Origin of the sequence: Chryseobacterium angstadtii (genome assembly GCF_001045465.1) — a bacterium.
In the GTDB taxonomy this organism is placed as follows: Bacteria; Bacteroidota; Bacteroidia; order Flavobacteriales; family Weeksellaceae; genus Chryseobacterium; species Chryseobacterium angstadtii.
In genome coordinates, this window is record NZ_LFND01000003.1 from 541,302 (window position 1) to 563,887 (window position 22,586).

The following is a 22,586-nucleotide window of genomic DNA, read 5'->3' on the forward strand; positions in this document are numbered from 1 at the left end:
TTTATATAGGTACTAAACCTTATAGGTTTTAAAACTTATGCATATTAAAAACCTATAAGGTTTGATCTGATAATTTCCGAAAAATCTCAGAATTCTTACTTGTAAAAAATCCGCTCAATCCGCGGTATCTGCGAGAGTAATAAAAATCATTGATTTTTTTTAAACTTATGTGCTCTTCTCAATATTTAGCTTGTCACTAAAATAAACTAAAGTATCTCAAAACCTTTTGTGCCTTTTGTGGTTAAAAATCTTCCATAAATTTCACTGATGTTTTTGATATTTTTCACTCGCTGATTTTGCAGATAACGCTGATTTTATAAAGGTACTAAACCTTATAGGTTTTAAAATTTATGCATATTAAAAACCTATAAGGTTTTATCCGATAATTTCCAAAAAATCTCAGAATTCTTATTTTAAAGAAATCTGCTCAATCCGCGGTATCTGCGAGAATAATAAAATCATTGATTTTTTTTAATCAAACCATTGCTAAGTGAAACGCCCTTGCGCCCTAAAAACATAAGCATTAAACGACCTTTGCGCCATTGCGTTCAACCCATAAATATTAAAATTTTAAATGAAAGTTCTCGTAGATTTAGCAGATGACGCAGACTTTTGTTGGAACACGCAAAGACGCTATTTTTCTACTTGCTTTATGGGTATAAGGCGCAAAGATTTTATCTCCGATAAAATTTTATACTGGCTAATACATAATCTTAAGTGAACTTCTGTTTTCAAAGTATTTAAACTTAAATAGCTTAGTTTAAAAAACTTTTGTGCCTTTTGTGGTTTAATAAAAAAAACAAACCATTTTTTGAGAAATTCACAGTCTGAATCTTTTAAGGTTGAAAGAAAGATGATTTACTTATATTTGCTCTGCAAAGTAAAATTAAATGTTCAAAAAAGTAAGCACTGTATTTATTCTTGGATTTTATACGGTTTTTTGTTCGGCCCAACAGATTCGGCCCTCCAAATCATCTGAAATTTACCGTGAACTCAAAACACTTCAACATCTCCCTAAAGTTCTATATCTTGCGGCTCATCCCGATGATGAAAATACAGGATTGCTTTCCTGGTTAATCAACGATCAGAATGTAGAAACGGGCTATCTGTCTTTAACCAGAGGTGATGGTGGTCAGAATTTATTAGGCACAGAGCAGGGTGCTGCATTGGGTTTAATCAGAACGCATGAGCTTTTAGAGGCAAGAAAATTAGACGGCGCCCAGCAGTTTTTTACCCGGGCGATTGATTTCGGATTTTCTAAAAATACAACCGATACTTTTAAACAATGGAATGCAGACAGCATTACAGCGGATGTAGTTTGGGTAATCCGTCAATTCCGTCCGGATGTTATCATTTGTCGTTTTCCTCCTACTGCTGCGGCAGGCCACGGACAACATGCGGCTTCGGCTGTAGTGGCAGAAAAAGCTTTTAAGCTGGCAGGCGATAAAACCGCTTTCCCGGATCAACTGAAATATGTGAATGTATGGCAGCCAAAACGCGTATTGTGGAATACGTTCCGCTTTGGTGGGGTTAATACGACAGCCGAAAATCAACTGAAAGTTACCGTTGGGCAATATGATGCGCAATTGGGAATGGGCTACGGTGAATTGGCAGGACTAAGCAGAAGTTTACATAAAAGCCAGGGTGCGGGAACACAGTCTGTGGCCGGTATCCGAACTGAATATTTTGCCCACGTTATTGGCGAACCTGCAAAAACAACACTTTTTGATGGAGTAGCTAAAACCTGGACTTCACAAGGAAATGCAGATATTGACCAATCATTGGATAAAATTATTTCCACTTTCAATTTCAATCATCCTGATCTTAGCTTGCCAGCTTTGTTTGCTTTACGAAAAAAGGTCATGGCATTAAAAGATACAGATCTTAAAAAGGATAAAATTAAATCTCTTGACAACATTATTTTAAGCTGTGCCGGATTTATGGGCGAGATGGTTACCAATCAGGCTGAGGCGGTTGCCGGGGATCATTACAATTTCAGGTTAAATTTGATTTCAAGAGCTTCGAACCCTGTCGTTTTAGAAGATGTAAAATGGTTAAATCAGCAAGAAAGCTTCAACAGAAAACTATCAAAAGATTCTTTAATTACCATTCAGCATGACATTCAGATTCCTGCGGATGCGGCACTCACAGAACCTTACTGGTTAGCAAAACCAGCCACGAACGCGGCGACTTTCTCTGTTCCGAATGATACTTTAATCGGTTTGCCAGAGGCAGAATCACCACTCAATGTTTTACTGAGTTTAAAAATAGGTTCGGAAAAGTTTCAGGTTAAACTTCCTTTATCTTTCAAGAAATTAGATCCGGTGCGTGGTGATGTGGTAGAGCCCTTGCGGATTGTTCCTGCATTGGAACTGAAATTTGCACAACCCCTTTATTTAGTCAAAGAAAATGAAGATCTACATCTGAGCTTAAATGGTAAGGTTAATTCCAATAAAAAATTCAGTAATGGTAAACTCAACCTGATGTATAACGGAGAACAGTTAGGCGGTGCTGATTTAAATTCTATAAATGGGAAAGATTTTACCGTTGATTATGTGATTCCAAAAACGAAGCTTGCCTCAATACATTCATCTCGTTTGCAATTGGATGCTAATTTTGTTGCAGACGGAGTCACTTATAATAAGAAACAAGTATTAATCCAGTATCCGCATTTACCCTCCTTACAATATTTTACGCCTGCCACTGCAACCGTAATGAAAGGCGATATTCAGGCGGAGGTTAAAAAAGTGGGGTACATAGAAGGTGCGGGCGATTTCATTCCTGAGTTTCTACGCATGGCAGGTATTCAGGTAGATGTATTGAAAGACGGAGATTTCTCTGGAAACATAGATGAATCCGGCGGAAACGGCAGTCAAAACAAGCTGTTGCAGTATGATGCCATCGTACTTGGGGTTCGTGCCAATAACACAGAGAAAAAGCTGGGCCGCTGGATGCCTTTTTTATGGTCTTATGCAAAAGCCGGAGGGAATCTGGTGATGCAGTATAACACCAACCAGGATACAACCGTTGACCAATTGGGTATGTACAATTTCAGTATTGCTAATAAACGGGTTACTGAAGAAAATGCCGCGGTTAAGTTTTTAAATCCCAATCATAAACTACTGAACTTTCCGAACAAAATTACTGCGGATGATTTTAAAGGCTGGGTACAGGAGCGTGGCGCTTATTTCCCTTCTCAATGGGATGCCGCGTATGAACCGCTTTTTGAAATGCACGATACGGATGAAGAACCGCTGAAGGGTTCAACTTTATATGCAAAATACGGGAAGGGTAATTTTATTTATACGCCATTGGCATTTTTCAGACAACTGCCTGCGGGAAATGTGGGTGCGGCCCGTTTATTTTTTAACTTTATATCTGCACAGAAAAACTGATGAACAAGCAACTTAAAAATTGGAATATCTGGTACATACTATTAGCGGTTGCATTAGTATTGCAGATCGCATTTTATTATTGGTTTACTAAATTCTGGGCATGAGTACTATAGATTGGACAGTTCTTATTTTTACATTGGTTGCAGTGGTAGTTTACGGCGTATTCATCGGTCGTGGCCAAAAAAGCAACGAATCCTACCTGAAAGCAGATAATAAAATGCCCTGGTACATTGTGTTGATAGGGATTATGGCTACGCAGGCAAGTGCTATTACATTTCTTTCTGCACCGGGCCAGGCTTATACAGACGGGATGCGTTTCGTGCAGTATTACTTTGGTCTGCCTTTGGCGATGATTGTGATCTGTATCACTTTCATCCCGATTTTTCAGCGCTTAAATGTTTATACTGCTTATGAATATTTAGAAAACCGTTTCGATAAAAAAACAAGGGTACTCACTTCACTGCTTTTTCTTTTTTCCAGAGGTTTATCAACGGGAATCAGCATTTACGCGCCGAGTATCATCTTATCAAGCGTTTTAAACTGGAATATTTATTTAACGAATGTTTTGACAGGTGGTATTCTGATGATTTACACCTATGTTGGCGGAGCAAAGGCAATCGCTCACACCCAAAAATTACAGTTTCTCATTATTCTGGGAACCATGGCTTTTGCGGGTTATTTGCTTATTCAGAATATGCCGAATGGAATTGGTTTTAAGGATGCGCTGTATCTGGCAGGAAAATCCGGAAAGCTCAATGTAATCACCACAGAATTCGATTGGAAAGATAAATACAATATCTGGAGTGGCTTAATTGGCGGTTTTTTTCTGGCGCTTTCTTACTTCGGTACAGACCAGAGTCAGGTCGGGAGGTATATTACGGCGAAAGACAATACCAATGCAAAAATGGGCTTGCTATTGAACGGGTTGGTTAAAATTCCGATGCAATTTGCGATTCTCCTGATCGGTGCTTTACTTTTCGCATTCTTTTCTTTGAAACCGGCTCCGATTTATTTTAATGAACGCTCTTATCAACATTTAAAGGAAGCAAAACCTGAACAGGCTGCGGTTTTTGAAAAGGAACATCAGGATTTACAAATAAAATTTAATGCGGAATCGAAAGAAATTTTAAAGCTGAAAGAAAACAATTCTCCTCAACTCACAAAAACGATTCAGAATTTTAAAAACACACAAACCCAGGTAAAAGCACTTCACGGCAGGGTAGAGGAAGCGATCAATCAATCAAACTATAATGCAGAAAAAACGGATACAAATTACATTTTTCTGTATTTCGTAAAAAATACCTTACCGGTAGGAATGATCGGTTTACTGTTTGCTGTTATTTTTCTGGCCAGCTGGGGTTCCATTTCGGCAGCACTGAATTCTCTTGCCTCCTCCTCATTAAAAGATATTCATTTAATATTCAAAAAAGAAATTCCTGATGAGAAAACGGAATTGAAGTATAGCCGCTTACACACTTTGGCCTGGGGGATTTTCTCAATCGGGGTTGCTATGTTTGCCACCCAAATGGGCTCTCTTATTGAAGCGGTGAATGTATTGGGTTCTCTTTTCTATGGTCCGATACTGGGGATTTTTCTGGTTGCATTTTACTATAAAAAAATTGACGGCCCGAATGTATTTATTGCGGCCATTTTATCTGAAATTACGGTGATTGCCATTTATCAGTTCGATATTGTTTCTTTTCTTTGGCTCAACGTAATCGGGGCTGCGGCAGTCATTATATTTTCTGCAATCGGGTTAGTGTTTTATAAGCGGAAAGCAGTAAATTCGTAAACAAATAAATAAAAAAACCAACAAACAAAAATATTATGAAAAACATCATTAAATCTGCTACCGTTATTATGGCTGCAATGACGATTTCAGTGAATGCCTTTGCACAGGACACTAAAAAGCCGGCCAGCCCTCCGGCTACGGCAACGGGAAAAATTAAAGATGCAACCATTACCATTGCCTATAGCAGTCCTTCTGTTAAAGGCCGTACCATCTGGGGTGGTCTGGAAGCTTATGATAAAGTTTGGCGCGCGGGAGCCAATGAAGCAACCACTTTTGAAACGGATAAAAATATTACCGTTCAGGGTAAACCGCTGCCTGCAGGTAAATACAGCTTTTTCTTAATCCCTAAAGAAAGCGGAACGTGGACTGCGATTTTTAACAAAGAACCAAAACAGTGGGGTGCTTATAAATACGAACAAGCTAAAGATGCTTTACGTGTCGATGTAAAAACAAAAGCATTACCGGCAACACAGGAAGCTTTGGTTTATAAAGTAAACAGTAATGGATTTACAATGGATTGGGACAAAATCTCAGTTCCTGTAGAGATCAAATAAATTTAAATATAAGAAATTAAAATCCCGGTTAATCCGGGATTTTTTGTGTGGAGTTTTGATTTAAAGATTTTACTTTCCTGTTTCTTTCTCAATTTTCAAAAGCATTTCTTTGGCATTTGTATTTTCAGGATTGAGTTCCAGCGATTTCCGGTAATTTTGCTCAGAAAGCGCATATTCTTTATTGTTAAAATAGGCTTCTGCTAAACTATCGTAAGGATTTCCAGAGTTGGGAAATTCAGAAACATACAATTGAAACAGTTTGATGGATGAAATGATGTTTCCGCTTCTCATCAATTTGTAGCCTAGATTATTCAATTCAGATTCATCGGAAAAGTTGAAAGAATCAGACTTGTTTTTCTTCAATTCTTTGTAATAAGCAATTCCGGAATCGATGTTTTCAAAACATTTTTTCTCGATTTCTCTTCCGATTAATTTCTGTCCAAACGGTTTCAAATCGTCTATCAGATTTTGGACGGCACTGTATAAATTCCCATACGTATTTTCTCCAGCTTGATTGGTAATCACAGAAATCCCGATGTTGTAATCCGGGAAAACCCAAAACAGATTCTGTGTTCCAAAAGCGCCACCGTGTTTTCTTGCATTTCGCCCGTTGTGATTGATCGTAACTTCATCCCAGAAATAGGCGTTCCAGTAGTTTTTATTATGAAGTAAATCTCTTTGTGATTCCTGAACCAGCTGATTTTTTTTATCCAGTTCAAATTTCAAAAATGTGGTGAGATCTGCCAGAGTTGATTTCATATAACCCGCAGCTCCCCAAAGCGAGTAGGGTAAAAGCGGCATCAAACCCCCGTTTCCGTCATAACCCTTTGCAACCGTTTCATTTTGATTGATATGAAGTCTTGTGTGAGTTAATTGTAAAGGAATCAGCATATTTTCTTTCAATAATGTCTCAAAACTTTTTCCATAAACATTTTCAAGAATATGCGCTGTCAGCTGTAAAGTTCCGTTATTATAATTATAGACTGTCCCCGGCATAGTCTCTACCTTAATTGATTTCAGATCTTTGAAAAACTGCTCTTTCGTATAAGATTTTTCCAATTTTTCAACTTTGAAAGCAGTGCTGTCATTCCGTACTTTCAACAATTCACTTCTGTCCGGTAAATCTTTGTTGAACCCGGATTTCAATGAAACCAAATCTTTAATCGTTACAGGCGTTCCGTTAAACTGAAGATTCGGATAAGAACCTGTCATGTATTTTCGGATGTCATCATCCAGATTGATCTTTCCGTCCAAAACAGCCTTTGCCATCAATGTTCCGGTAAATAATTTGGTAATGGAAGCAATTTCAAATAGGGTAGAATTATTGGCTTTATTTCCTTTTCCTTTGTCCATTTCACCGTAATGTCTGGTATAAGTTTTTCCGTCTTTCACGATTCCGATAGAGAAAGAATTCGCCTTTGTTGCTTTTAAAAATAGTTCTGCCTGAGAATCCATTGAAGCAAAAATTTGTTTTTCAGTTATGGTTTTTTGAGCAAAAACAAAAAATCCGGATAGGAGTAGGGTGATGGAAAGTAGTTTTTTCATTTTGGAATAATTGATTTTTAATTAATAAGACAACTCAGGAAAGTATGTATTACATTAAGAATCGTATTACTTCCCAATTTCCTTTTCAATTTTCAAAAGCATTTCTTTAGCATTTGTGTTTTCAGGATTTAGCTCAAGAGACTTTTCATAGTTGTTTTTTGATAGCTCGAATTGTTTATTATTAAAATAACCTTCTGCCAAACTATCAAATGCATTGAATGATTTTGGATGTTCTTTTACATTCAATTCAAATACTTTAATTGCTTCACTTAATTTGTCGCTGCTCATTAATGTATATGCTGTCATAAGCAACGCATCTTCAAAGTTTAATGTGGGATTTTTACTTTTTAATGTGTAATAAGTTTGTATAGCTTTTGTATGATCATTTTTGAAAAAAGCATTTGTAACTTCTTCTTCTGCCCACGATTTTTTGTCAACCAATTTTTCATCAACTATTCCGGCAATATGGTCAATGACTTTTTCTTCAATATGAAAATATTTGTAACCGTTTGAAAGAAAAATAATTGTGAGATCTTCTTTTGTAAATTTTCTGAAGGCAGTCATATAACCGCCGCTAAAACCTAATGAACTGATGTTATTTGTAGAATATTCGCTCCAGCCGTGAAGGAATTTATCTTTTTTATTTTTAAAATTGAATGCTTTCCACATCAACGTTTTTGTGGTTTCGTTTAAAAGTTTGTTTTTATCTAATCTTTCGTTCCAGGCAATAAATTCTTTGAGAGTTAAATTCAATCCGCTTCCTGAATTATGAATTTTACCGTGGTCTGCATTAAATCTTTCGTACTTTTTATTTTTAAAATTATAAACGTGATGAACCACTCTATTAGGAACAGATTCTGAAGAATTTGCTGAAAAAATCACCCCTTTTTTCACATCAGGAAACTGATTTTTCAATACGTAACCTTCAAATGAAGAACCTGTTATTTTCTCAATAATTTTTGTGAGCAGACAATAATTGGTTTGGTTATAACTGTAATGGTCTCCGGCTTCAAATTCTATTGGTTTTTTGTATAATCTTACCCATTTTTCGTTCTCATCTAAAGAATATGGAATATCTTCGAACTTTACAATATCCGGTAAACCAGAAGAATGGGTTACTAAATTTCTGATTTTGATTTCCTGCCATTCTCTCGGAAGATGATCCAAATATGTAGAAATTTTATCATCTAATGACAGTTTATTTTTCTCAATTAACTGAAAAACAGCAACTGTTGTAATTAATTTGGTTGTGGAATATAATCTAAAAATGCTGTTTTCATCTACATCTGTATTGTCCTGTATCGAGCTTTTGCCAAAATATTTTTCGTAGATAACTTTCCCATTTTTTATAACAGCAACGGCTGAACCTGGAATTTGATTGACTCCAATCGTTTCCTTTAAATAATTGTCTAATTTTTCTTTATCAATTTTTTGTGAAAAAGTATGCATTGATAATAGGAAGGAAAAGATGAATGATAGTTTTTTCATTTAGATGTTATTAGTTTCTAATTAATAAGACAATTCAGAGAAGTGTTTGTTACAATTAAGAATATATTACTTCCCAATTTCCTTTTCAATTTTCAAAAGCACTTGTTTTCCATTTTTGTTTTCAGGATTGAGCTCAACCGATTTTTGATATATTTTTATTGCTTCTTCTTTTTTACCACATTGATGCAAAGCTTCGCCATAACTGTCAAAAACATTCCAACTCTTTGGAAAAATTAAACTTGCTGAATCGAATATCTGTAAAGCATGATCACACTTTTGAAGTCGAAGAAACTGATACCCCAATCTGTTAAAATCTCTTTCCGAAGCTTCATAACTGCTCGGATTTTTTAAATATTCCTGAATCAGCTGATTGGCTTTTTCCTTATTTTCGTTTTCAACTAAACTTCCATAGATTCTAGAAAGGTTTTGAGCAGGAATTGTATACGGTTTATCGTTTATTAAATTTAAAACAGCATTAGAAATAGGATAAACAGGCAAGTTTCCCGAACTAGAAAGTAAAATTACACTTTGATTTTTAGTGATATTATACAACAAAATGCTGGTCAATCCGGTAATATTTCCATCGTGCAAAACTATTTTCCCCTCGCTTTCATCCGTGTACATGGCCCAACCTAAACCATAACTCATTTCTTTTCCCTCAATGGTATAAGACACCGTTTTTCCATTATTTAGTTTGGTTGCCGTCAAAGCTTCTTCTAACTCTTTTTTACCTAAAATCTGATCATTGAATAAGGCCTTTTGATATTTTTGTAAATCTAAAGCGGTGCTTACAATGCCGCCATTTCCATAAAAATTACTTTTTTCTACGATTAGAAAAGTCTCTTTTACAGCTTTTGTATTCACCAATTCCGTTGAATAAAGATGGGGATACGTATATAATTCTACCTGATTGGATGATTTAATTTTCTTGTCCAACGGAACAAATGAATTTTTCATTTTTGCAGGTTTGAAGATATTTTGCTCCAAATAATTGGCATAACTGATTCCGGAAACTTTTTCAATAATCAAGGCAGCAAGGCAAAAATTAAGATTGTTGTATTCCCATTTGCTTCCGGACGGAAATGAAAGGGATGTTTTGAAACGGATAAACGTCGGAATAATGTCCTGATTCGAAATGATTTTTTCGGGTTGTTCTTTGATGATCGCATCAAACAAATTATATTCTTGCGCTATTCCGGAAGTGTTGTTCAGTAGCTGTTTGATGGTGATATTAGGATAAGGAAAATCGGGCAGGTACTTTTGAACGGGCTCGTTAATATTCAGTTTTCCTCTCTGTTGAAGCTGCAGAATTGCTGTTGACGTAAATGTTTTTGTGACAGAAGCAATCGGAAATTGAGATAAGTCGGTGATTTTCTCTTTCTTTTCGAGATTAGAAAATCCATAATTATTAGATAAAATAGTCTTTCCTGATTTTGAAATGGCAACGCTTCCATTAAAAAGATTTTTATGAGAAAGTGTGGTGAAAAAATTATTTAATTCTTGGGCAAAAAGCGTATTTGTAAATAAGCCAGTTAGTAATAGTAAGAAAAATCCGTTCTTCATTTTTAATTAATTTTTCAGAAATAGAATTTGATTGATGGTCTAAAACTTTCTGCAAAAATGCTTTAAAACGCTTCAGTACACGACCGATTAAAAAAAGTCGAACGCATTTCTTAGAAAAAAATGGGTTAATTTGGATTTTTTCTAAAATCTGTCGGAGTTGTTCCTGTATATTTTTTAAAAGAAGTACTAAACGACGATTTAGAATTGAAACCAACCTGGTAAAGAATTTCTAAGATAGTGAGTTCTTTTTGCAAAGGATCTTTCAATATTTCCTTCGCTTTTTCGATCCGATATTCATTAATGAAATCAAAAAAATGCTTGTTCATATACAGATTAATCAAAGCCGACAGATCTTTTACAGGCATTTTTAATTGTTCTGCCAAATCAAGAATCGTTAATGAAGAATCGAGATAAGGTTCTTTTTCAATCATAAATTCTTTTAAAGCCAGGATTTGCTTATTTTTTTCGTCATCAACTGCAGGAGAAGATTTTTGTTTCGGAATTAGATCCAGGATAGGTTTTAATTGAGAATTAACTCCTCTGAAAAATTCAGGTTTGTTTAACGCAACAAATAGATACCAACATGTACAAAAGAAAAACGCAAACCCATCAAGGGTTACAATCCAAGCTCTGATTTCTCCCAAACCAAAGATAAAAGTAGCCATCCATCTTAGAAGGACTATAAAATGTAAGACATAATATAGAATTGTTATTTTGTAAAGTGCATTTAAGATAGAGATATTTGGATTTGTATAATTTTCGAGATAAATGGCTTTAGACTTTCTAATCACCAAAAATGAAGCGATAAAATAAACTTGAAATAAAAATTCGAAAAGAAACTGAAAGAATTGGGTAACAGGCATTTGATTCATGCCCTTTATGAAGAGCAATTTCATGGCTGTATCTTCAAAATAGATACCCGACATTAAATACACATTATAAGCAGCAAACGGAATAGCGTGTAGTAAATGTTTCTTTTTTAATCGAAAGTCAGAAAAACAAACGGACAATACATAGAGATAAAACAATGCCGGAACCAAATAGACAATACTCCAGCGAAAAGCCTCGAGGTTGATATGATTAACCGGAAATTCCCGCATCAAAAATTTAAATGCATCTATGGCATTTCCGATAAGAAAAAAAGCAAAAAGGCGATTTCCTAATGTATATTTAGTTTTAACGGTAAATAAAAATAAGGCAAGAAACAGCACCAAAAATATTCCTATCAATGCTGCTATTTCTAAAAAACTGTATGGGTTCATGCTTTTTTTAACGTGGGTGCAATTTAATACTTAAATAGGAAAGCTTGGTACAAAAAGAACCACTAAAAAATCTTCTCGAACGTCGAGGGCTGAAAGAGAATACTGCTGAACACAGATTACCTCTTTTAACGTTTTTAAAGAAAGCTGATTGGAATTTTTTTAAATTTGATGACCTAAATCAGAGGGGTTGTGATTAATACGAATGAGCTTTATTAAGGTTCATATTAAGAACAAACTTTAGGTCAGCAAAGTCTGTGTTAGCTTCAACTAAAGTACAAATTCCGCTGTTGTACGTATACGTAGCAGTGTTTCCATTGGGCAGATCTATTCTGTATTTTTTGGAATCAATCCTCTGAATAGGAACCATTTTCTGGAATTTTTCAGAAAAAACAGATTTTACATTTCCTGGCTCATTAAAATACAAACTTGCAGTAGAGCAGAAAACAGACTGTTTTAGAAAGCCATTAGCACCATTTTTATCCGAAAGATTATAAGAACTCCCGTTCCAGGTAGTGGTATTGTTCACTTTCAGTTTCCCGTTCATAGTGCGGTAAAGCTTTGCTTGTTGTAGAATATTTTGTTTAAAAGTGACTCCCATTTTGTCGTAAATCTCAATACTGTAGAGGATTTTTACCTTAGCCCGGGATTCAAAAAGATATTCGGTAATACCGTCTTTCAAAGAACGTTCCACACGGATATTGCCAATGGTTTTATTATCTTTTATAATAGAATAATTCAGATATTCTTTGGTAATTGGCGTTGCCATATTGGGTTGAAAATAACCGGGCAACATTATTGAAATAATCAGGAATGCTTTCATTTTATTTATTCTTTAAAATAGGTAACAACTTCTTTCATAATAGAAGTAGTTATCATGCAAAATTATGCTTGTGGAAAGTCTGAAATGTTCCGTAGGATAAATTCGAACCTATTAAATAAACAGTATTTAATATACTGAAAATGAATGATTTAATTATGTTTTAGCGTTCCGATTGATAATCCTGAACCATTTTTTATGTTGTTTTAAACAATGAGGTCAGAATTCATCTGACCCCATTTGTTATTTAATTATAAATTTTCTTTGTAAAAAGGGATAAGCTTATCCAATGCAATTTTTACCGGTTCCGGTTTATCATAAAGATCATAATGTGGCCAGCCAGCAAATAAGATAACGCCTCTGCATCTTTTACATCATTTTCCCAGCCGTTTCTAAACATAGATCCTATATTTACGGCGCTTACCATTCCAACAGCTTTTATTCTATGATAATTTTCTGATAAATAGAAATATATCATAATTAAAAAGCCTATTGAAATTAAATTAGTACATTCAAATATATTGTCACCATCATTAAAATAAGCAAAAATTTAATCTTATATTTATATCATAAAAGCGATGAGTTTAAAATGGAAACTGACCAAAACTTTTCAATAAGAGAACCTTTTAATCCGTTTCTTGCAAGTATTATTGAAGCTTACTTTTACATTGATATCCCTGTATCAAAATTATCTGAAGTAGCCGAATTTATAATGCCATTTCCTCGCATAACAATGGGCTATTTTTTTGACCATCCATTTGAAGTTGTGAATGATACATTAAACGAGTCGAAACTAATATATAATGCTACATCACGAATTTCTTTAAATAAAATAAACGTTCTACCTGCTACTGACAGGATAAAAATTGTTGGCGCACATTTAAAGCCTTTTGGATTGGCATATTATACCAAAAAAAATATAAACTCGTTACCTTGGCTAATTGATACTGAAGAACTTCTCGGAAATGTTGCAAAAGATTTTTTTAGCAAAATACATCACCTCTCGAATGCACAGGATATGTTTGATACATTGGAAGATGTGTTTTCAAATAATATCATAACCCGTGATTTATCACTTATCAAAAATGCTGTTGAGCTGGTTGAAAAATGTTCTGGAAATACTGAAATTGGACTATTGTCTAAAGAATTAAATGTGTCAGACCGTACACTTCGAAATCACTTCTATAGTAATGTAGGTTGTTCGCCTAAAGAATTTATCCGTATTGTAAAATTAAAGCAAATCGCCTACCAGCTAAAGTATTCAGAAACTTCCTTAACGGATATTGCAGTTGATAATAACTATTTTGACCAATCTCATTTTGTGCACGAAGTGAAAAATATTACAGGACAAAGTCCAAGCAAATTACGTAAGGATATTCCGAATTTCCGATTTTTACAATTTTAACTTTAAAGTTATATATAGTTTTGTCTAATAAATAGATTTGATACACTCAAAAATGTTTTTCAGATGAAAAAAATTATATACAACAATCTTTTAAAAAAGTATGGTAAGGGAACTATTATTATCCATTGGATCAGTTTCTTGTTAATACTTTTACTTATCCCAACGGGTTACATAATGTCAGACTTGGAATTGGGACCAACCAAACTAAATCTTTTAAAACTGCATTTTGGAATAGGCATTTTAGTTTTTATTCTCACACTAGTGCGTGTTTTCTTTTATTTCCATTACAAAAGACCTTCAAAGCTTGAAACAGGAAATCTCTTACACAACAGATTGGTTTTTTGGATAGAGAACTCATTCTACTATCTGTTGATATTTTTGTGCGTATCAGGTATTGCTACTATCATTTTAGGAAACTTTGGACAGGCAATACAACTGTCTGATTCTTCTTACTTGCCTGAAAACGTAGATATTCCATCACTTTCAGCTCATAGAGTTTTAGCAATCATACTAATTATTTTATTGATTGGTCACGTTGGAGGGGTAATAATCCACTATCTGAAAAATAAAGAAAATACATTAAAACGAATTTTACCATAAACTAACTCTATAAGGATGAAAAATAATCAAACTATAAAGCTATTTTTATTGGCTTTACAATCACTATTTACAGGAGGCTGTCTTGTAATTTTATTTGTGCTGGTGCCTTTCTGGCAACAAAGTAATGCAGACGATTTCCTGGCTTGGTTTTCCAAATATTCTTCAAATATTGCCAAGATAATGTTGCCTTTGGAAGTAATTCCTTTATTAGTATCTATTCTCGTTTTTTATTTGTCATACAAACAGAAAGAAAGTACCCGGAAGTGGTGGTTACTAAATCTTTTGAGCAATATCATAGTGCTTTTACTATTCATATTTTATTTTAAACCAGCTAACGCATCTTTAGCTTCAGGAACTATTATGGCATAACATGTTAAGAGTGAATTAATTACGTGGGAAAAAGCTCATGTTATAAGAACAATATTTGCGGCAATAGCAACATTCTTTTGTATACTTGGTTTAAATTCTATAATTGAAAAAGGTAGAAATTAACTAAAACTAATCATCATTTTAAATTATATCACCCAATCAAGTGCTAACCTTAACCATAAAATAGTTTAATGGAAAATATTGATATTGAAAAGCTTACAGTAAATAATTGTAGCGAATTACAAAGAATTGCAAAACAAACTTTTTTAGAGACTTTTTCGGAAAGTAATACACAGGAAAATATGCAAAAATATTTGGCTGAAAGTTTCTCGACAGAAAAACTAAGTGTTGAATTAAATAATGAAAACTCAGAGTTTTATTTTGCGAAGATTGAAAAGCAAATAGTAGGATACTTAAAACTGAATTCAGGAATTTCTCAAACCGAAATCAAAACTAACAATAGTCTTGAGATAGAAAGAATCTATGTTCTTCAAGATTTCCAGGGAAAAAAAGTTGGTCAAATTTTATACAATAAAGCAATTGAAATTGCCATACAGGAAAACGTTGATTTTGTATGGTTAGGAGTGTGGAGAGAAAACAAACGAGCAATTAGTTTTTATAAGAAAAATGGTTTCGAAGAGTTTGATAAACATGTTTTTAAATTTGGTGATAAAGAACAGACTGACATTATGATGAAGCTGATATTGAATAATTAAATATTATTGATTACAAAATTTCTCAATCAGATTATTACAATTCTATCAGTTTCGCTTTTATAGACTTATTCGCTTAATTTGTATTACTCATTAAATTTATTTTCATAGTCTATCTAGTAATTTTTATAGAAATCCTCTTTAGAATTGCTCCCAAGTAGAAATCCTTTTTAGCATTACAACGGTAGAGGATGAAAGATCTATTATTACAAATAGAATCAGCGCTCTCAATGAAAGAATCTCGAAGGCAAGAGATATGTTTTTATCTGATAAAATTGACGAGGATGATTTTAGAGACATTAAGAATAGATGCAAGGGTGAATGGGATGAATTAAAAATAAAGTTAAGTTTGATAAAGAAAAATCCTGAGAATGAAATTGAAACAAAACTTGTTTTAACATTAGATGCGGTAACAAATGTAGCAGATTATTACAGAAATGCCAGTCTCCTTGATAAGCGTGCAATTATTGATTCGATATTTCCTGAAAAGATAACACTTTCGACAGAACGACTTTTCGAACCGCTAAAATCAACAGTTTTGCTAATCATATATTTAATTAAGAAGGAGATAGGAGGAAAAAAAAGAGGGGATCAAAATTTAAAAAATTTTAATCCCCGTCTTGTGACCTCGACAGGATTCAAACCTGTAACCTTCTGAGCCGTAATCAGATGCGCTATTCAGTTGCGCCACGAGGCCGTTGTTTCCTTGTTGTTTAAAGGTTTGCAAATATAGCACTTTTTTCCGTTCTTTGAAAGATGAAACAGAGAATTTTACTTTTATTTACGGTTATAGCGCTAATCTCCTGTAAAAGAGAACAAAAAATTTCGTCCTCCGACTGGACTAATATCTCAAATCGGACCCAATTCAAGGAGCAGGAGGGTACTTTGGAGCTGAAATCGGGGAATTTCACCTATAATTTTAAGAAAAATCAGACTCCATTTAAAAAAATCATCCTTTTAAATGCGAGCATGGCGGGGTATATTTCTGAACTGGGCGCCGAAGATCTGATCATCGGAGTTTCCAGTCCGGAGTATATTTATTCGGAAAAAATTCAAAACCTTTTAAAGACAGGAAAGATCCAGAATGTGGGAAGCGATCAGAAATATGATGTGGAAAAGATTATCTCTATGAAGCCGGATGCTATTTTTACCAACTATATTGCAAGCTTTGATAATGCCTATCAGTTATTGAAAAACAACGGAATTCAGGTGGTATTTCTGGATGAGTACATGGAGCAGCTTCCGTTGGAAAAGACAGCTTACATTAAACTTTTCGGAGAGTTTTTCGGAAAAGAGAAAGAAGCAGCAGCCAAATACACTGAAATTGAGAAAAATTACAACGAGCTGAAGCAGTTGGCATTAAAAGCGAAAGATAAGCCTGTAGTACTTGCCAATGAAATGTATGGGGATGTATGGTATCTGCCAGGCGGAAAAACTTCGGTAGCGAATTATATCAGTGATGCCAACGCTTCTTACATCATGAAAGACAATAAAGACGAAAAGTCTCTGACCATGAGCTTTGAGGAGGTATATGCCAAATCACCGGGCGTGCAGTATTGGGTGAATGCGGGAAGCCATACTTCCAAAAAAGAAATGCTGGGGACCAATTCTTTCTACGGAAAACTGGACGTATTCAACAAAGGAAAAATATACACGATTGCAGGAAAAGAAAAAAATAAAGCCAACGACTTCTTCGAAAGCGGAGCAGTAAGAGCCGATATCATCCTGAAAGACTATATTAAGATCTTCCACCCTGAACTTCTTCCGGAATATAAGCTAACCTATATGAAAGAGCTTCAATAACTCGGACGAATTCCTTATTTTTGCAGTTCCTTTTTAGAAAAATTATGTGGAAAAAAATTAAACAGTTTATATTCATTGTTCTTGTTCTGAATGTGGTATTCATCATATGGGGCAGGTTTTTCAATCCGCCAATTACCATTACGCAGATAGGAGGAGTTTTCGAATTCGGGAAGCTGCACAGAGATTATATTTCCTATGATGAAATGGGAAATAACGTTAAAAAAGCCGTTATAGCCTCTGAGGACCAGAAATTCTTCGATCACAACGGTTTTGATTATACCGCCATTGAAAAAGCGATGAAGAACAACGAAAAAGGAAAAAAGATCCGTGGAGGAAGTACCATTTCCCAGCAGACGGCAAAAAATATTTTCCTGTGGCAGGGCAGAAGCTGGTTCAGAAAAGGACTGGAAGCAGTGTATACCTTTATCATTGAGAAAGTCTGGTCTAAAGATATTATTCTGGAAAGATATCTGAATTCCATTGAAATGGGGCAGGGCGTATTCGGAGTAGAGGCAGCAGCTCAATATTATTTTGGAAAATCTTCCAAAGATCTGAGCGCTTCAGATGCAGCCTGGATTGCAGCTGTATTGCCCAATCCGAAGAAATATGATCCGAAGAATCCGTCTCCTTATTTAAGAAAGAAACACAATTGGATCATGAGACAGATGAGGAATGTGAGTTTGAAATAGTATCTTTGTCCTAATGAAATTGTTTAATTCCAGTACAAATTTTGAATCGGTTCTTAAAAAATATTTCTCTTTTAAGAATGAAACCCTTTCTCTAGAGCCTTTTGCCGAGTTTTTAGAGAGCATTAAAAGGGCAGATTTTACGGATGTTCTCAATTTTCTAAGAAATAATCCGAATTTTGCTGAAAATTTTAAGCACTACATCCACAATATTTTCAAAGGACGACCTTTTAATCTCTCTCTGACTGAGGCCAATATTCTCTCAGAAAATGCCTTCTTTCCGGAGCTGAAAAAAAGAATCCTGAATAAAATTTTACCACCTGTAGAAAATGAAAAAACAGTGTGGTACATGATTGATAATGTAAGTCTCAGACCCAAAAAAGATCTGAGATACCTTCATAACCTTCCCGAGAATGAAATTGAAGAATTTTTAACCCTTCTCGGAGCTTCAGATTTTATTACCAAACCCAACGTCAAAAAAGAACTGATTTTCTCCATGAACATCCTTTCCTGGCGTGTAACCGGAATGGCGATGGAAGTGGAAGTGGTAAGGATGGCTCCCCAGTACAGAAACCTGGATAACCCGTTCCTGGCTCTTCAGAATGAATTGGAAGCCCTTACCGAAGATCTTAAAAAAGATCCTGAACTTCAGCTGCATTCCAAAGACAGCCGTTATAAGCAGATTAAAATCTATACGGAACACTGTCAGGAATTCGTCAATATTGCCTTTAAAAACTCAGCTAAATACGGTATTTCGGGGAAAATTAATCAGTCTCTGCTTAAAATTCGTCAGCAGACCGAAAGGATCTATGAAATTGTACAGCTTCTAGTCATTGATAACGAAAGGGATGTTATTATAAAATCTAAACAATTGGTTTTTAATATCTTAAATTATAAATCTCATAAAAATAATATTGCAGATCTCATCAACGACAGTACACGTCTGATCTCGCATCTTATTACGAATCATACCGCAGAAACCGGTACCCATTATATTACGTCTACCCGTAAGGAATATATGACGATGTTCTATAAAGCCAGTGGTGGTGGGATTATTGTAGGAGCACTCTGCGTTTTGAAAATGCTTTACGGATACATTCCGGGAAGTGATTTCTCGCATGCTTTTTTGTATTCGATGAATTATGCGATGGGATTCGTTATGATTTATCTGATGGGCTTTACGCTGGCTACCAAACAGCCTGCAATGACTGCAGCTACTATGACTAAAGTGCTTTCAGAAGAAGGCAACAGCAAACGGAATAATACTGAATTTGCCCATCTTGTGTCAAAGCTTTTCAGGAGCCAGTTCATTGCCTTTGTAGGAAATGTTCTTCTTTCCTTTCCTATTGCACTGGCCATTATCTATGGTCTGGACATCTTTTTTTCTCAGAACTTAGCCGTAGAAAGGTCAGACAAACTCCTGAGAGATCTGGATCCCTTTAAATCAAAAGCCATACTCCATGCGAGTATTGCTGGGTTCTATCTGTTTATTTCAGGGATTATTTCAGGGAATATTGGAAACAACTCTGTATTTTACCAGATTCCGGAAAGAATTGCGAAAAATCTTTCAATCAGAAGTTTTTTTGGGAAGAAATTCGCCAAAAGGCTTTCCAAATATTATGCTAAAAACTGGCCGGGAATTGTTTCCAACTTCTGGTTCGGGGTATTTCTGGGTGCTACTGCTCCAATAGGGTTGTTCTTCGGGCTTGATCTTGATATCAGACACATCACTTTTGCCGCCGGAAATTTTGCCTTAGGGTTGTATGGAAAAGACTTCTCAGTAGATTCCTATACATTCTGGATCTCGTTTATTACCGTTTTCCTGATAGGATTTTTCAACTTCCTGGTCAGCTTCAGTTTGTCTATGTTCCTCGCATTCCGTTCAAGGAAAATGAATTTTGGGCAGGTGAGCGAAATCTACAGAGAGATTTTCAGATATTTTGCAAAGAATCCGTTTAAATTTTTCTTTCCTCTCCGTTCCGGGTTGGATAAAAAAGCAGATGATTTGATGAGCAGTACGATCTCCAATAAATCTGAAGATCATTAACAGCTGATTATAAAATGAATATATATTTAAAAACGCTCCCGGAAAGGAGCGTTTTTATTTTTATAGATAGAAATATAAATTACTTAGCAAATATTCGGTGATGGGCATCTGTTGGGAAGAGTGACATAGGATAAACATTCCCCTGTGTCGCAATTAGCTTCACAGCATATTCTAATTCCGGCGCCCATAATCTGACTTAAATTTTCTCTGCTTAGTTTTTTAATTGAATTTTTCATGTTTAGGTGATTAATGTTAATAATAACAGCAAAATTAGTTTTATTAAATGCAAGGTTCCATGAGTGGACATGTAGCAGGAAGTGTGGTATAGTAGGTACATTCCCCTGTAGCACAAGAAGTTTGACAGCAAATTTTAACTCCTGCTCCCATAATCTGGCTTAAATTTTCCCTGTTTAATTTTTTGATAGACTTTTTCATGTTTAGGTGATTTAATATTGTTCTCAAATATAATATTAAATTCAATACTATTAGCCAGTTTTATGAAAAATATATTTATAAAATGCGGATATCATTGAATTTGTCCTCTCCAAACTTATCCTGAAACTTTTTAAGATAAAAACTTTTACGCATTTGAAAATCGTGTTTTAATAAAGGGGAATCAATTTTAATAAGGATACACTGGTTTTCAATGCTGACACTTCTGATTTCCCTGAAAAGACTTTCATCCAGATAATCTTCAAGAAAATCTTTAATTTCAAAAGCAATCAGCTTATGCTCAAAACCATGAATCCTTGCAAAAGATTGTACAAGTTCTGAGGATTGAAATTCACGTTTTTTGTTCCTTTTCATGTTATTTCTCCTGTGTATATTCAGTTATTAAGCCTTTGCTTTTAAAGAAATTTTCTAATTCTGGATAGATGAATTCGCATGTATCAATTGATTCAGAGATATCCTCTGGAAAGAATTCTATTCCAGAACATTCAAAGCAAATATCAAGATAAGCAAAAATTTCATTATTTTCATCATAAAACAGAATTGCATTTCTTGGAAAAAAACATTTGTTTCCCATTCGATTCTTTAAATAATACTTTCCACATGTATTATATAAAATATTGGAAACTTCCGAAATTTCTGATAGAGTCAATACTTTTGATTGCTGTACTCCTTTATTATCATTGTTTTCCATTAAAATAGATAATACAATGGGCTTTTTAATATTTTCATAATATTTTTTTAAGCTTGCAGTATCTAATTTGGGAGGATCGGGAATATGATATCCTCTAAAATTAAGATTATAAGAAATAATTTTAACCTGAGTTGCTTGGCTGAATGGAAATTTAGAAATTCTATTATTGAGTGAAATAAGTTTAAAATTTTTGTTAATTTCAACACGCTCGTTCATAGGTGATTTCATGTGTTTTTGCTTGTTCTGGGCGAAAGAAAAAACAAAAAGTAATGAAAATAGGATGATAAAAACTCTTTGAATCATATGTCAAAAATTATACTCTCTTCATTGATCTTTTTCACTACACTTTCCGTACGCTCTCTGTGCGTATCCGTGATAAATATTTGCCCAAAATTCTCCTGATTCACGAGCTCAATGAGTTGCGAAACACGGGTATCATCAAGCTTATCAAAAATATCATCCAGAAGAAGAATTGGGGTCTTTTTTGTCAGTTCTTTCACAAGGCTCATCTGTGCGAGCTTTAACGAAATCAGGAAAGATTTCTGTTGTCCCTGCGAACCTGTTTTCTTAATCAGCACATGATCCATTTCAAAAAGCAGGTCATCTTTATGAATACCTTTTGAAGTATACGTCAGCATCCGGTCTCTTTCAAGGCTTTCCGTTAATAGCGTCTGAAAAGCTTTGTCAGGCTGAGTAGAGTCAAAGCCTTCACTTAAATCAGACTGGTACTGAACTGAAACTGTTTCCTTTCCACCTGAAATAATTCCGTAGAAATTCTGAACAATAGGATCCAGTTTTTCAACAAAATTTCTTCTTTTCACAAAAATGCGGGTCCCAAATTTACTGATGGGCTCATTATAAATATCCAGCGAATCTTTGTCCCAGGTTCTGTTTTTAGCGAAATATTTTAAAAGTGCATTTCTTTGCTGTATTGTTTTTTGGTATTGGATCAGGTCAAAAAGATATTCGGAATCCGTCTGAGAGATCATAGAATCCAGAAATTTTCTGCGGCTTTCCCCTGAATCTGAAATTAAATTGGAATCATAGGGTGAAATCATCACACTGGGAAGATATCCGATATGATCTGCAAGTCTGTCATAGCTTTTATCATTCTTTTTAATGATCTTTTTGGCTTCTTTGGGCTGGGAAATTTTAATAATATCTTCACTGTCTTCATTCAGAATTTCAGCATCAATAGTAAAAAAAACTTCCTCTCTTTTGATATTGTTGACATCGGTATTCCCCAGAAAACTTTTTCCGACCGACAGATAATGCAGTGCATCCAGAATATTGGTTTTTCCGGCACCGTTGTTTCCCACAAAACAGTTGATTTGCGGAGAGAACTCAAACTTTTTCTCCGAATGATTTTTGAAGTTGTATAGGGAAAGCTTTTTGATAATCAT

General features: G+C 34.7%; 20 protein-coding genes and 1 tRNA gene. 11 read left to right on the plus strand and 10 right to left on the minus strand.

Features of this window, described 5'->3' with window-relative positions:
• Positions 1-890: 890 nt before the first annotated feature.
• The 3 genes from ACM46_RS10370 (at position 891) to ACM46_RS10380 (ending at position 5,741) form a co-directional block, all read left to right on the plus strand.
• The gene (locus ACM46_RS10370; RefSeq protein ID WP_048506577.1) at positions 891-3,395 is read left to right on the plus strand and encodes a PIG-L family deacetylase; all 2,505 of its coding nucleotides are present in this window, start codon (positions 891-893) and stop codon (positions 3,393-3,395) included.
• A 100-nt stretch (positions 3,396-3,495) separates the two neighbouring features.
• Entirely contained in the window at positions 3,496-5,187 is a 1,692-nt protein-coding gene (locus ACM46_RS10375; RefSeq protein ID WP_048506578.1) for a sodium:solute symporter family protein, read from the plus strand.
• A gap of 35 nt (positions 5,188-5,222) precedes the next feature.
• Complete coding sequence (locus tag ACM46_RS10380; protein ID WP_048506579.1) at positions 5,223-5,741, plus strand: DUF2911 domain-containing protein; 519 nt, start codon at positions 5,223-5,225, stop codon at positions 5,739-5,741.
• A 69-nt stretch (positions 5,742-5,810) separates the two neighbouring features.
• Here the strand turns inward: ACM46_RS10380 and ACM46_RS10385 are convergent, their stop codons facing one another.
• The 5 genes from ACM46_RS10385 to ACM46_RS10405 all read right to left on the minus strand — a co-directional run bounded on the left by ACM46_RS10385 (position 5,811) and on the right by ACM46_RS10405 (position 12,419).
• Positions 5,811-7,286: a serine hydrolase gene (locus ACM46_RS10385; RefSeq protein WP_083997377.1), complete on the minus strand. Its 1,476-nt coding sequence runs from the start codon at positions 7,284-7,286 to the stop codon at positions 5,811-5,813.
• 66 nt (positions 7,287-7,352) lie between these two features.
• Positions 7,353-8,774 carry a serine hydrolase domain-containing protein gene (locus ACM46_RS10390; RefSeq protein ID WP_048506581.1) on the minus strand — a complete coding sequence of 474 codons (1,422 nt, stop codon included), beginning with the start codon at positions 8,772-8,774 and terminating at the stop codon, positions 7,353-7,355.
• A gap of 66 nt (positions 8,775-8,840) precedes the next feature.
• Positions 8,841-10,337, minus strand: coding sequence for a serine hydrolase (locus ACM46_RS10395; protein WP_048506582.1), 1,497 nt, complete (start codon positions 10,335-10,337; stop codon positions 8,841-8,843).
• A 125-nt stretch (positions 10,338-10,462) separates the two neighbouring features.
• Positions 10,463-11,599, minus strand: coding sequence for a helix-turn-helix domain-containing protein (locus ACM46_RS10400; RefSeq protein WP_048506583.1), 1,137 nt, complete (start codon positions 11,597-11,599; stop codon positions 10,463-10,465).
• Positions 11,600-11,792: 193 nt separating this feature from the next.
• Entirely contained in the window at positions 11,793-12,419 is a 627-nt protein-coding gene (locus tag ACM46_RS10405) for a DUF6134 family protein (RefSeq protein WP_048506584.1), read from the minus strand.
• Between the two features lie 586 nt (positions 12,420-13,005).
• Here ACM46_RS10405 and ACM46_RS10415 point away from each other — a divergent pair.
• The 5 genes from ACM46_RS10415 (at position 13,006) to ACM46_RS22985 (ending at position 16,161) form a co-directional block, all read left to right on the plus strand.
• The gene (locus ACM46_RS10415) at positions 13,006-13,821 is read left to right on the plus strand and encodes a helix-turn-helix transcriptional regulator (RefSeq protein WP_048506586.1); all 816 of its coding nucleotides are present in this window, start codon (positions 13,006-13,008) and stop codon (positions 13,819-13,821) included.
• Between the two features lie 63 nt (positions 13,822-13,884).
• Positions 13,885-14,421, plus strand: coding sequence for a cytochrome b (locus ACM46_RS10420; RefSeq protein WP_048506587.1), 537 nt, complete (start codon positions 13,885-13,887; stop codon positions 14,419-14,421).
• Positions 14,422-14,436: 15 nt separating this feature from the next.
• Positions 14,437-14,790, plus strand: coding sequence for a DUF1772 domain-containing protein (locus ACM46_RS10425; protein ID WP_048506588.1), 354 nt, complete (start codon positions 14,437-14,439; stop codon positions 14,788-14,790).
• A 191-nt stretch (positions 14,791-14,981) separates the two neighbouring features.
• On the plus strand, positions 14,982-15,506 hold the full coding sequence (locus tag ACM46_RS10430; protein ID WP_048506589.1) for a GNAT family N-acetyltransferase: 525 nt from the start codon (positions 14,982-14,984) through the stop codon (positions 15,504-15,506).
• A 253-nt stretch (positions 15,507-15,759) separates the two neighbouring features.
• Entirely contained in the window at positions 15,760-16,161 is a 402-nt protein-coding gene (locus tag ACM46_RS22985; RefSeq protein ID WP_083997379.1) for a hypothetical protein, read from the plus strand.
• On the opposite strand, the gene ACM46_RS10435 is transcribed toward ACM46_RS22985, so the two are convergent.
• Positions 16,127-16,200, minus strand: a tRNA-Arg gene (locus ACM46_RS10435). The genes ACM46_RS22985 and ACM46_RS10435 overlap by 35 nt on opposite strands.
• A gap of 59 nt (positions 16,201-16,259) precedes the next feature.
• Between ACM46_RS10435 and ACM46_RS10440 the strand changes: the two genes are divergently transcribed.
• The 3 genes from ACM46_RS10440 to ACM46_RS10450 are packed head-to-tail and all read left to right on the plus strand — an operon-like array spanning position 16,260 to position 20,039.
• Complete coding sequence (locus ACM46_RS10440) at positions 16,260-17,306, plus strand: ABC transporter substrate-binding protein (RefSeq protein ID WP_048506590.1); 1,047 nt, start codon at positions 16,260-16,262, stop codon at positions 17,304-17,306.
• A 44-nt stretch (positions 17,307-17,350) separates the two neighbouring features.
• Positions 17,351-17,995, plus strand: coding sequence for a monofunctional biosynthetic peptidoglycan transglycosylase (mtgA, locus tag ACM46_RS10445; RefSeq protein ID WP_048506591.1), 645 nt, complete (start codon positions 17,351-17,353; stop codon positions 17,993-17,995).
• 13 nt (positions 17,996-18,008) lie between these two features.
• Positions 18,009-20,039: a recombinase gene (locus ACM46_RS10450; RefSeq protein ID WP_048506592.1), complete on the plus strand. Its 2,031-nt coding sequence runs from the start codon at positions 18,009-18,011 to the stop codon at positions 20,037-20,039.
• A gap of 279 nt (positions 20,040-20,318) precedes the next feature.
• On the opposite strand, the gene ACM46_RS23360 is transcribed toward ACM46_RS10450, so the two are convergent.
• The 4 genes from ACM46_RS23360 to recF form a co-directional block, all read right to left on the minus strand.
• Positions 20,319-20,474, minus strand: a complete 156-nt coding sequence (locus ACM46_RS23360) for a hypothetical protein (protein ID WP_157859445.1) — start codon at positions 20,472-20,474, stop codon at positions 20,319-20,321.
• Between the two features lie 75 nt (positions 20,475-20,549).
• The gene (locus ACM46_RS10455) at positions 20,550-20,846 is read right to left on the minus strand and encodes a DciA family protein (protein ID WP_048506593.1); all 297 of its coding nucleotides are present in this window, start codon (positions 20,844-20,846) and stop codon (positions 20,550-20,552) included.
• Position 20,847: 1 nt separating this feature from the next.
• A complete protein-coding gene (locus ACM46_RS10460; RefSeq protein ID WP_131707574.1) occupies positions 20,848-21,399 on the minus strand; it encodes a hypothetical protein in 552 nt (183 codons plus the stop codon).
• Between the two features lie 83 nt (positions 21,400-21,482).
• Entirely contained in the window at positions 21,483-22,586 is a 1,104-nt protein-coding gene (recF, locus tag ACM46_RS10465; protein WP_048506595.1) for a DNA replication/repair protein RecF, read from the minus strand.

Coding starts and splice junctions, on each gene's coding strand:
- ACM46_RS10425 (WP_048506588.1), top strand. CDS start 14,437: ATGAAAAATAATCAAACTATAAAGCTATTTTTATTGGCTTTACAATCA.
- ACM46_RS10420 (WP_048506587.1), top strand. CDS start 13,885: ATGAAAAAAATTATATACAACAATCTTTTAAAAAAGTATGGTAAGGGA.
- mtgA (WP_048506591.1), top strand. CDS start 17,351: ATGTGGAAAAAAATTAAACAGTTTATATTCATTGTTCTTGTTCTGAAT.
- ACM46_RS10405 (WP_048506584.1), bottom strand. CDS start 12,419: ATGAAAGCATTCCTGATTATTTCAATAATGTTGCCCGGTTATTTTCAA.
- ACM46_RS10460 (WP_131707574.1), bottom strand. CDS start 21,399: ATGAACGAGCGTGTTGAAATTAACAAAAATTTTAAACTTATTTCACTC.
- ACM46_RS23360 (WP_157859445.1), bottom strand. CDS start 20,474: ATGAAAAAGTCTATCAAAAAATTAAACAGGGAAAATTTAAGCCAGATT.
- ACM46_RS10455 (WP_048506593.1), bottom strand. CDS start 20,846: ATGAAAAGGAACAAAAAACGTGAATTTCAATCCTCAGAACTTGTACAA.
- ACM46_RS10385 (WP_083997377.1), bottom strand. CDS start 7,286: ATGAAAAAACTACTTTCCATCACCCTACTCCTATCCGGATTTTTTGTT.
- ACM46_RS10375 (WP_048506578.1), top strand. CDS start 3,496: ATGAGTACTATAGATTGGACAGTTCTTATTTTTACATTGGTTGCAGTG.
- ACM46_RS10390 (WP_048506581.1), bottom strand. CDS start 8,774: ATGAAAAAACTATCATTCATCTTTTCCTTCCTATTATCAATGCATACT.
- recF (WP_048506595.1), bottom strand. CDS start 22,586: ATGATTATCAAAAAGCTTTCCCTATACAACTTCAAAAATCATTCGGAG.
- ACM46_RS10395 (WP_048506582.1), bottom strand. CDS start 10,337: ATGAAGAACGGATTTTTCTTACTATTACTAACTGGCTTATTTACAAAT.
- ACM46_RS10430 (WP_048506589.1), top strand. CDS start 14,982: ATGGAAAATATTGATATTGAAAAGCTTACAGTAAATAATTGTAGCGAA.
- ACM46_RS10400 (WP_048506583.1), bottom strand. CDS start 11,599: ATGAACCCATACAGTTTTTTAGAAATAGCAGCATTGATAGGAATATTT.
- ACM46_RS10380 (WP_048506579.1), top strand. CDS start 5,223: ATGAAAAACATCATTAAATCTGCTACCGTTATTATGGCTGCAATGACG.
- ACM46_RS22985 (WP_083997379.1), top strand. CDS start 15,760: ATGTTTTTATCTGATAAAATTGACGAGGATGATTTTAGAGACATTAAG.
- ACM46_RS10440 (WP_048506590.1), top strand. CDS start 16,260: ATGAAACAGAGAATTTTACTTTTATTTACGGTTATAGCGCTAATCTCC.
- ACM46_RS10415 (WP_048506586.1), top strand. CDS start 13,006: ATGGAAACTGACCAAAACTTTTCAATAAGAGAACCTTTTAATCCGTTT.
- ACM46_RS10370 (WP_048506577.1), top strand. CDS start 891: ATGTTCAAAAAAGTAAGCACTGTATTTATTCTTGGATTTTATACGGTT.
- ACM46_RS10450 (WP_048506592.1), top strand. CDS start 18,009: ATGAAATTGTTTAATTCCAGTACAAATTTTGAATCGGTTCTTAAAAAA.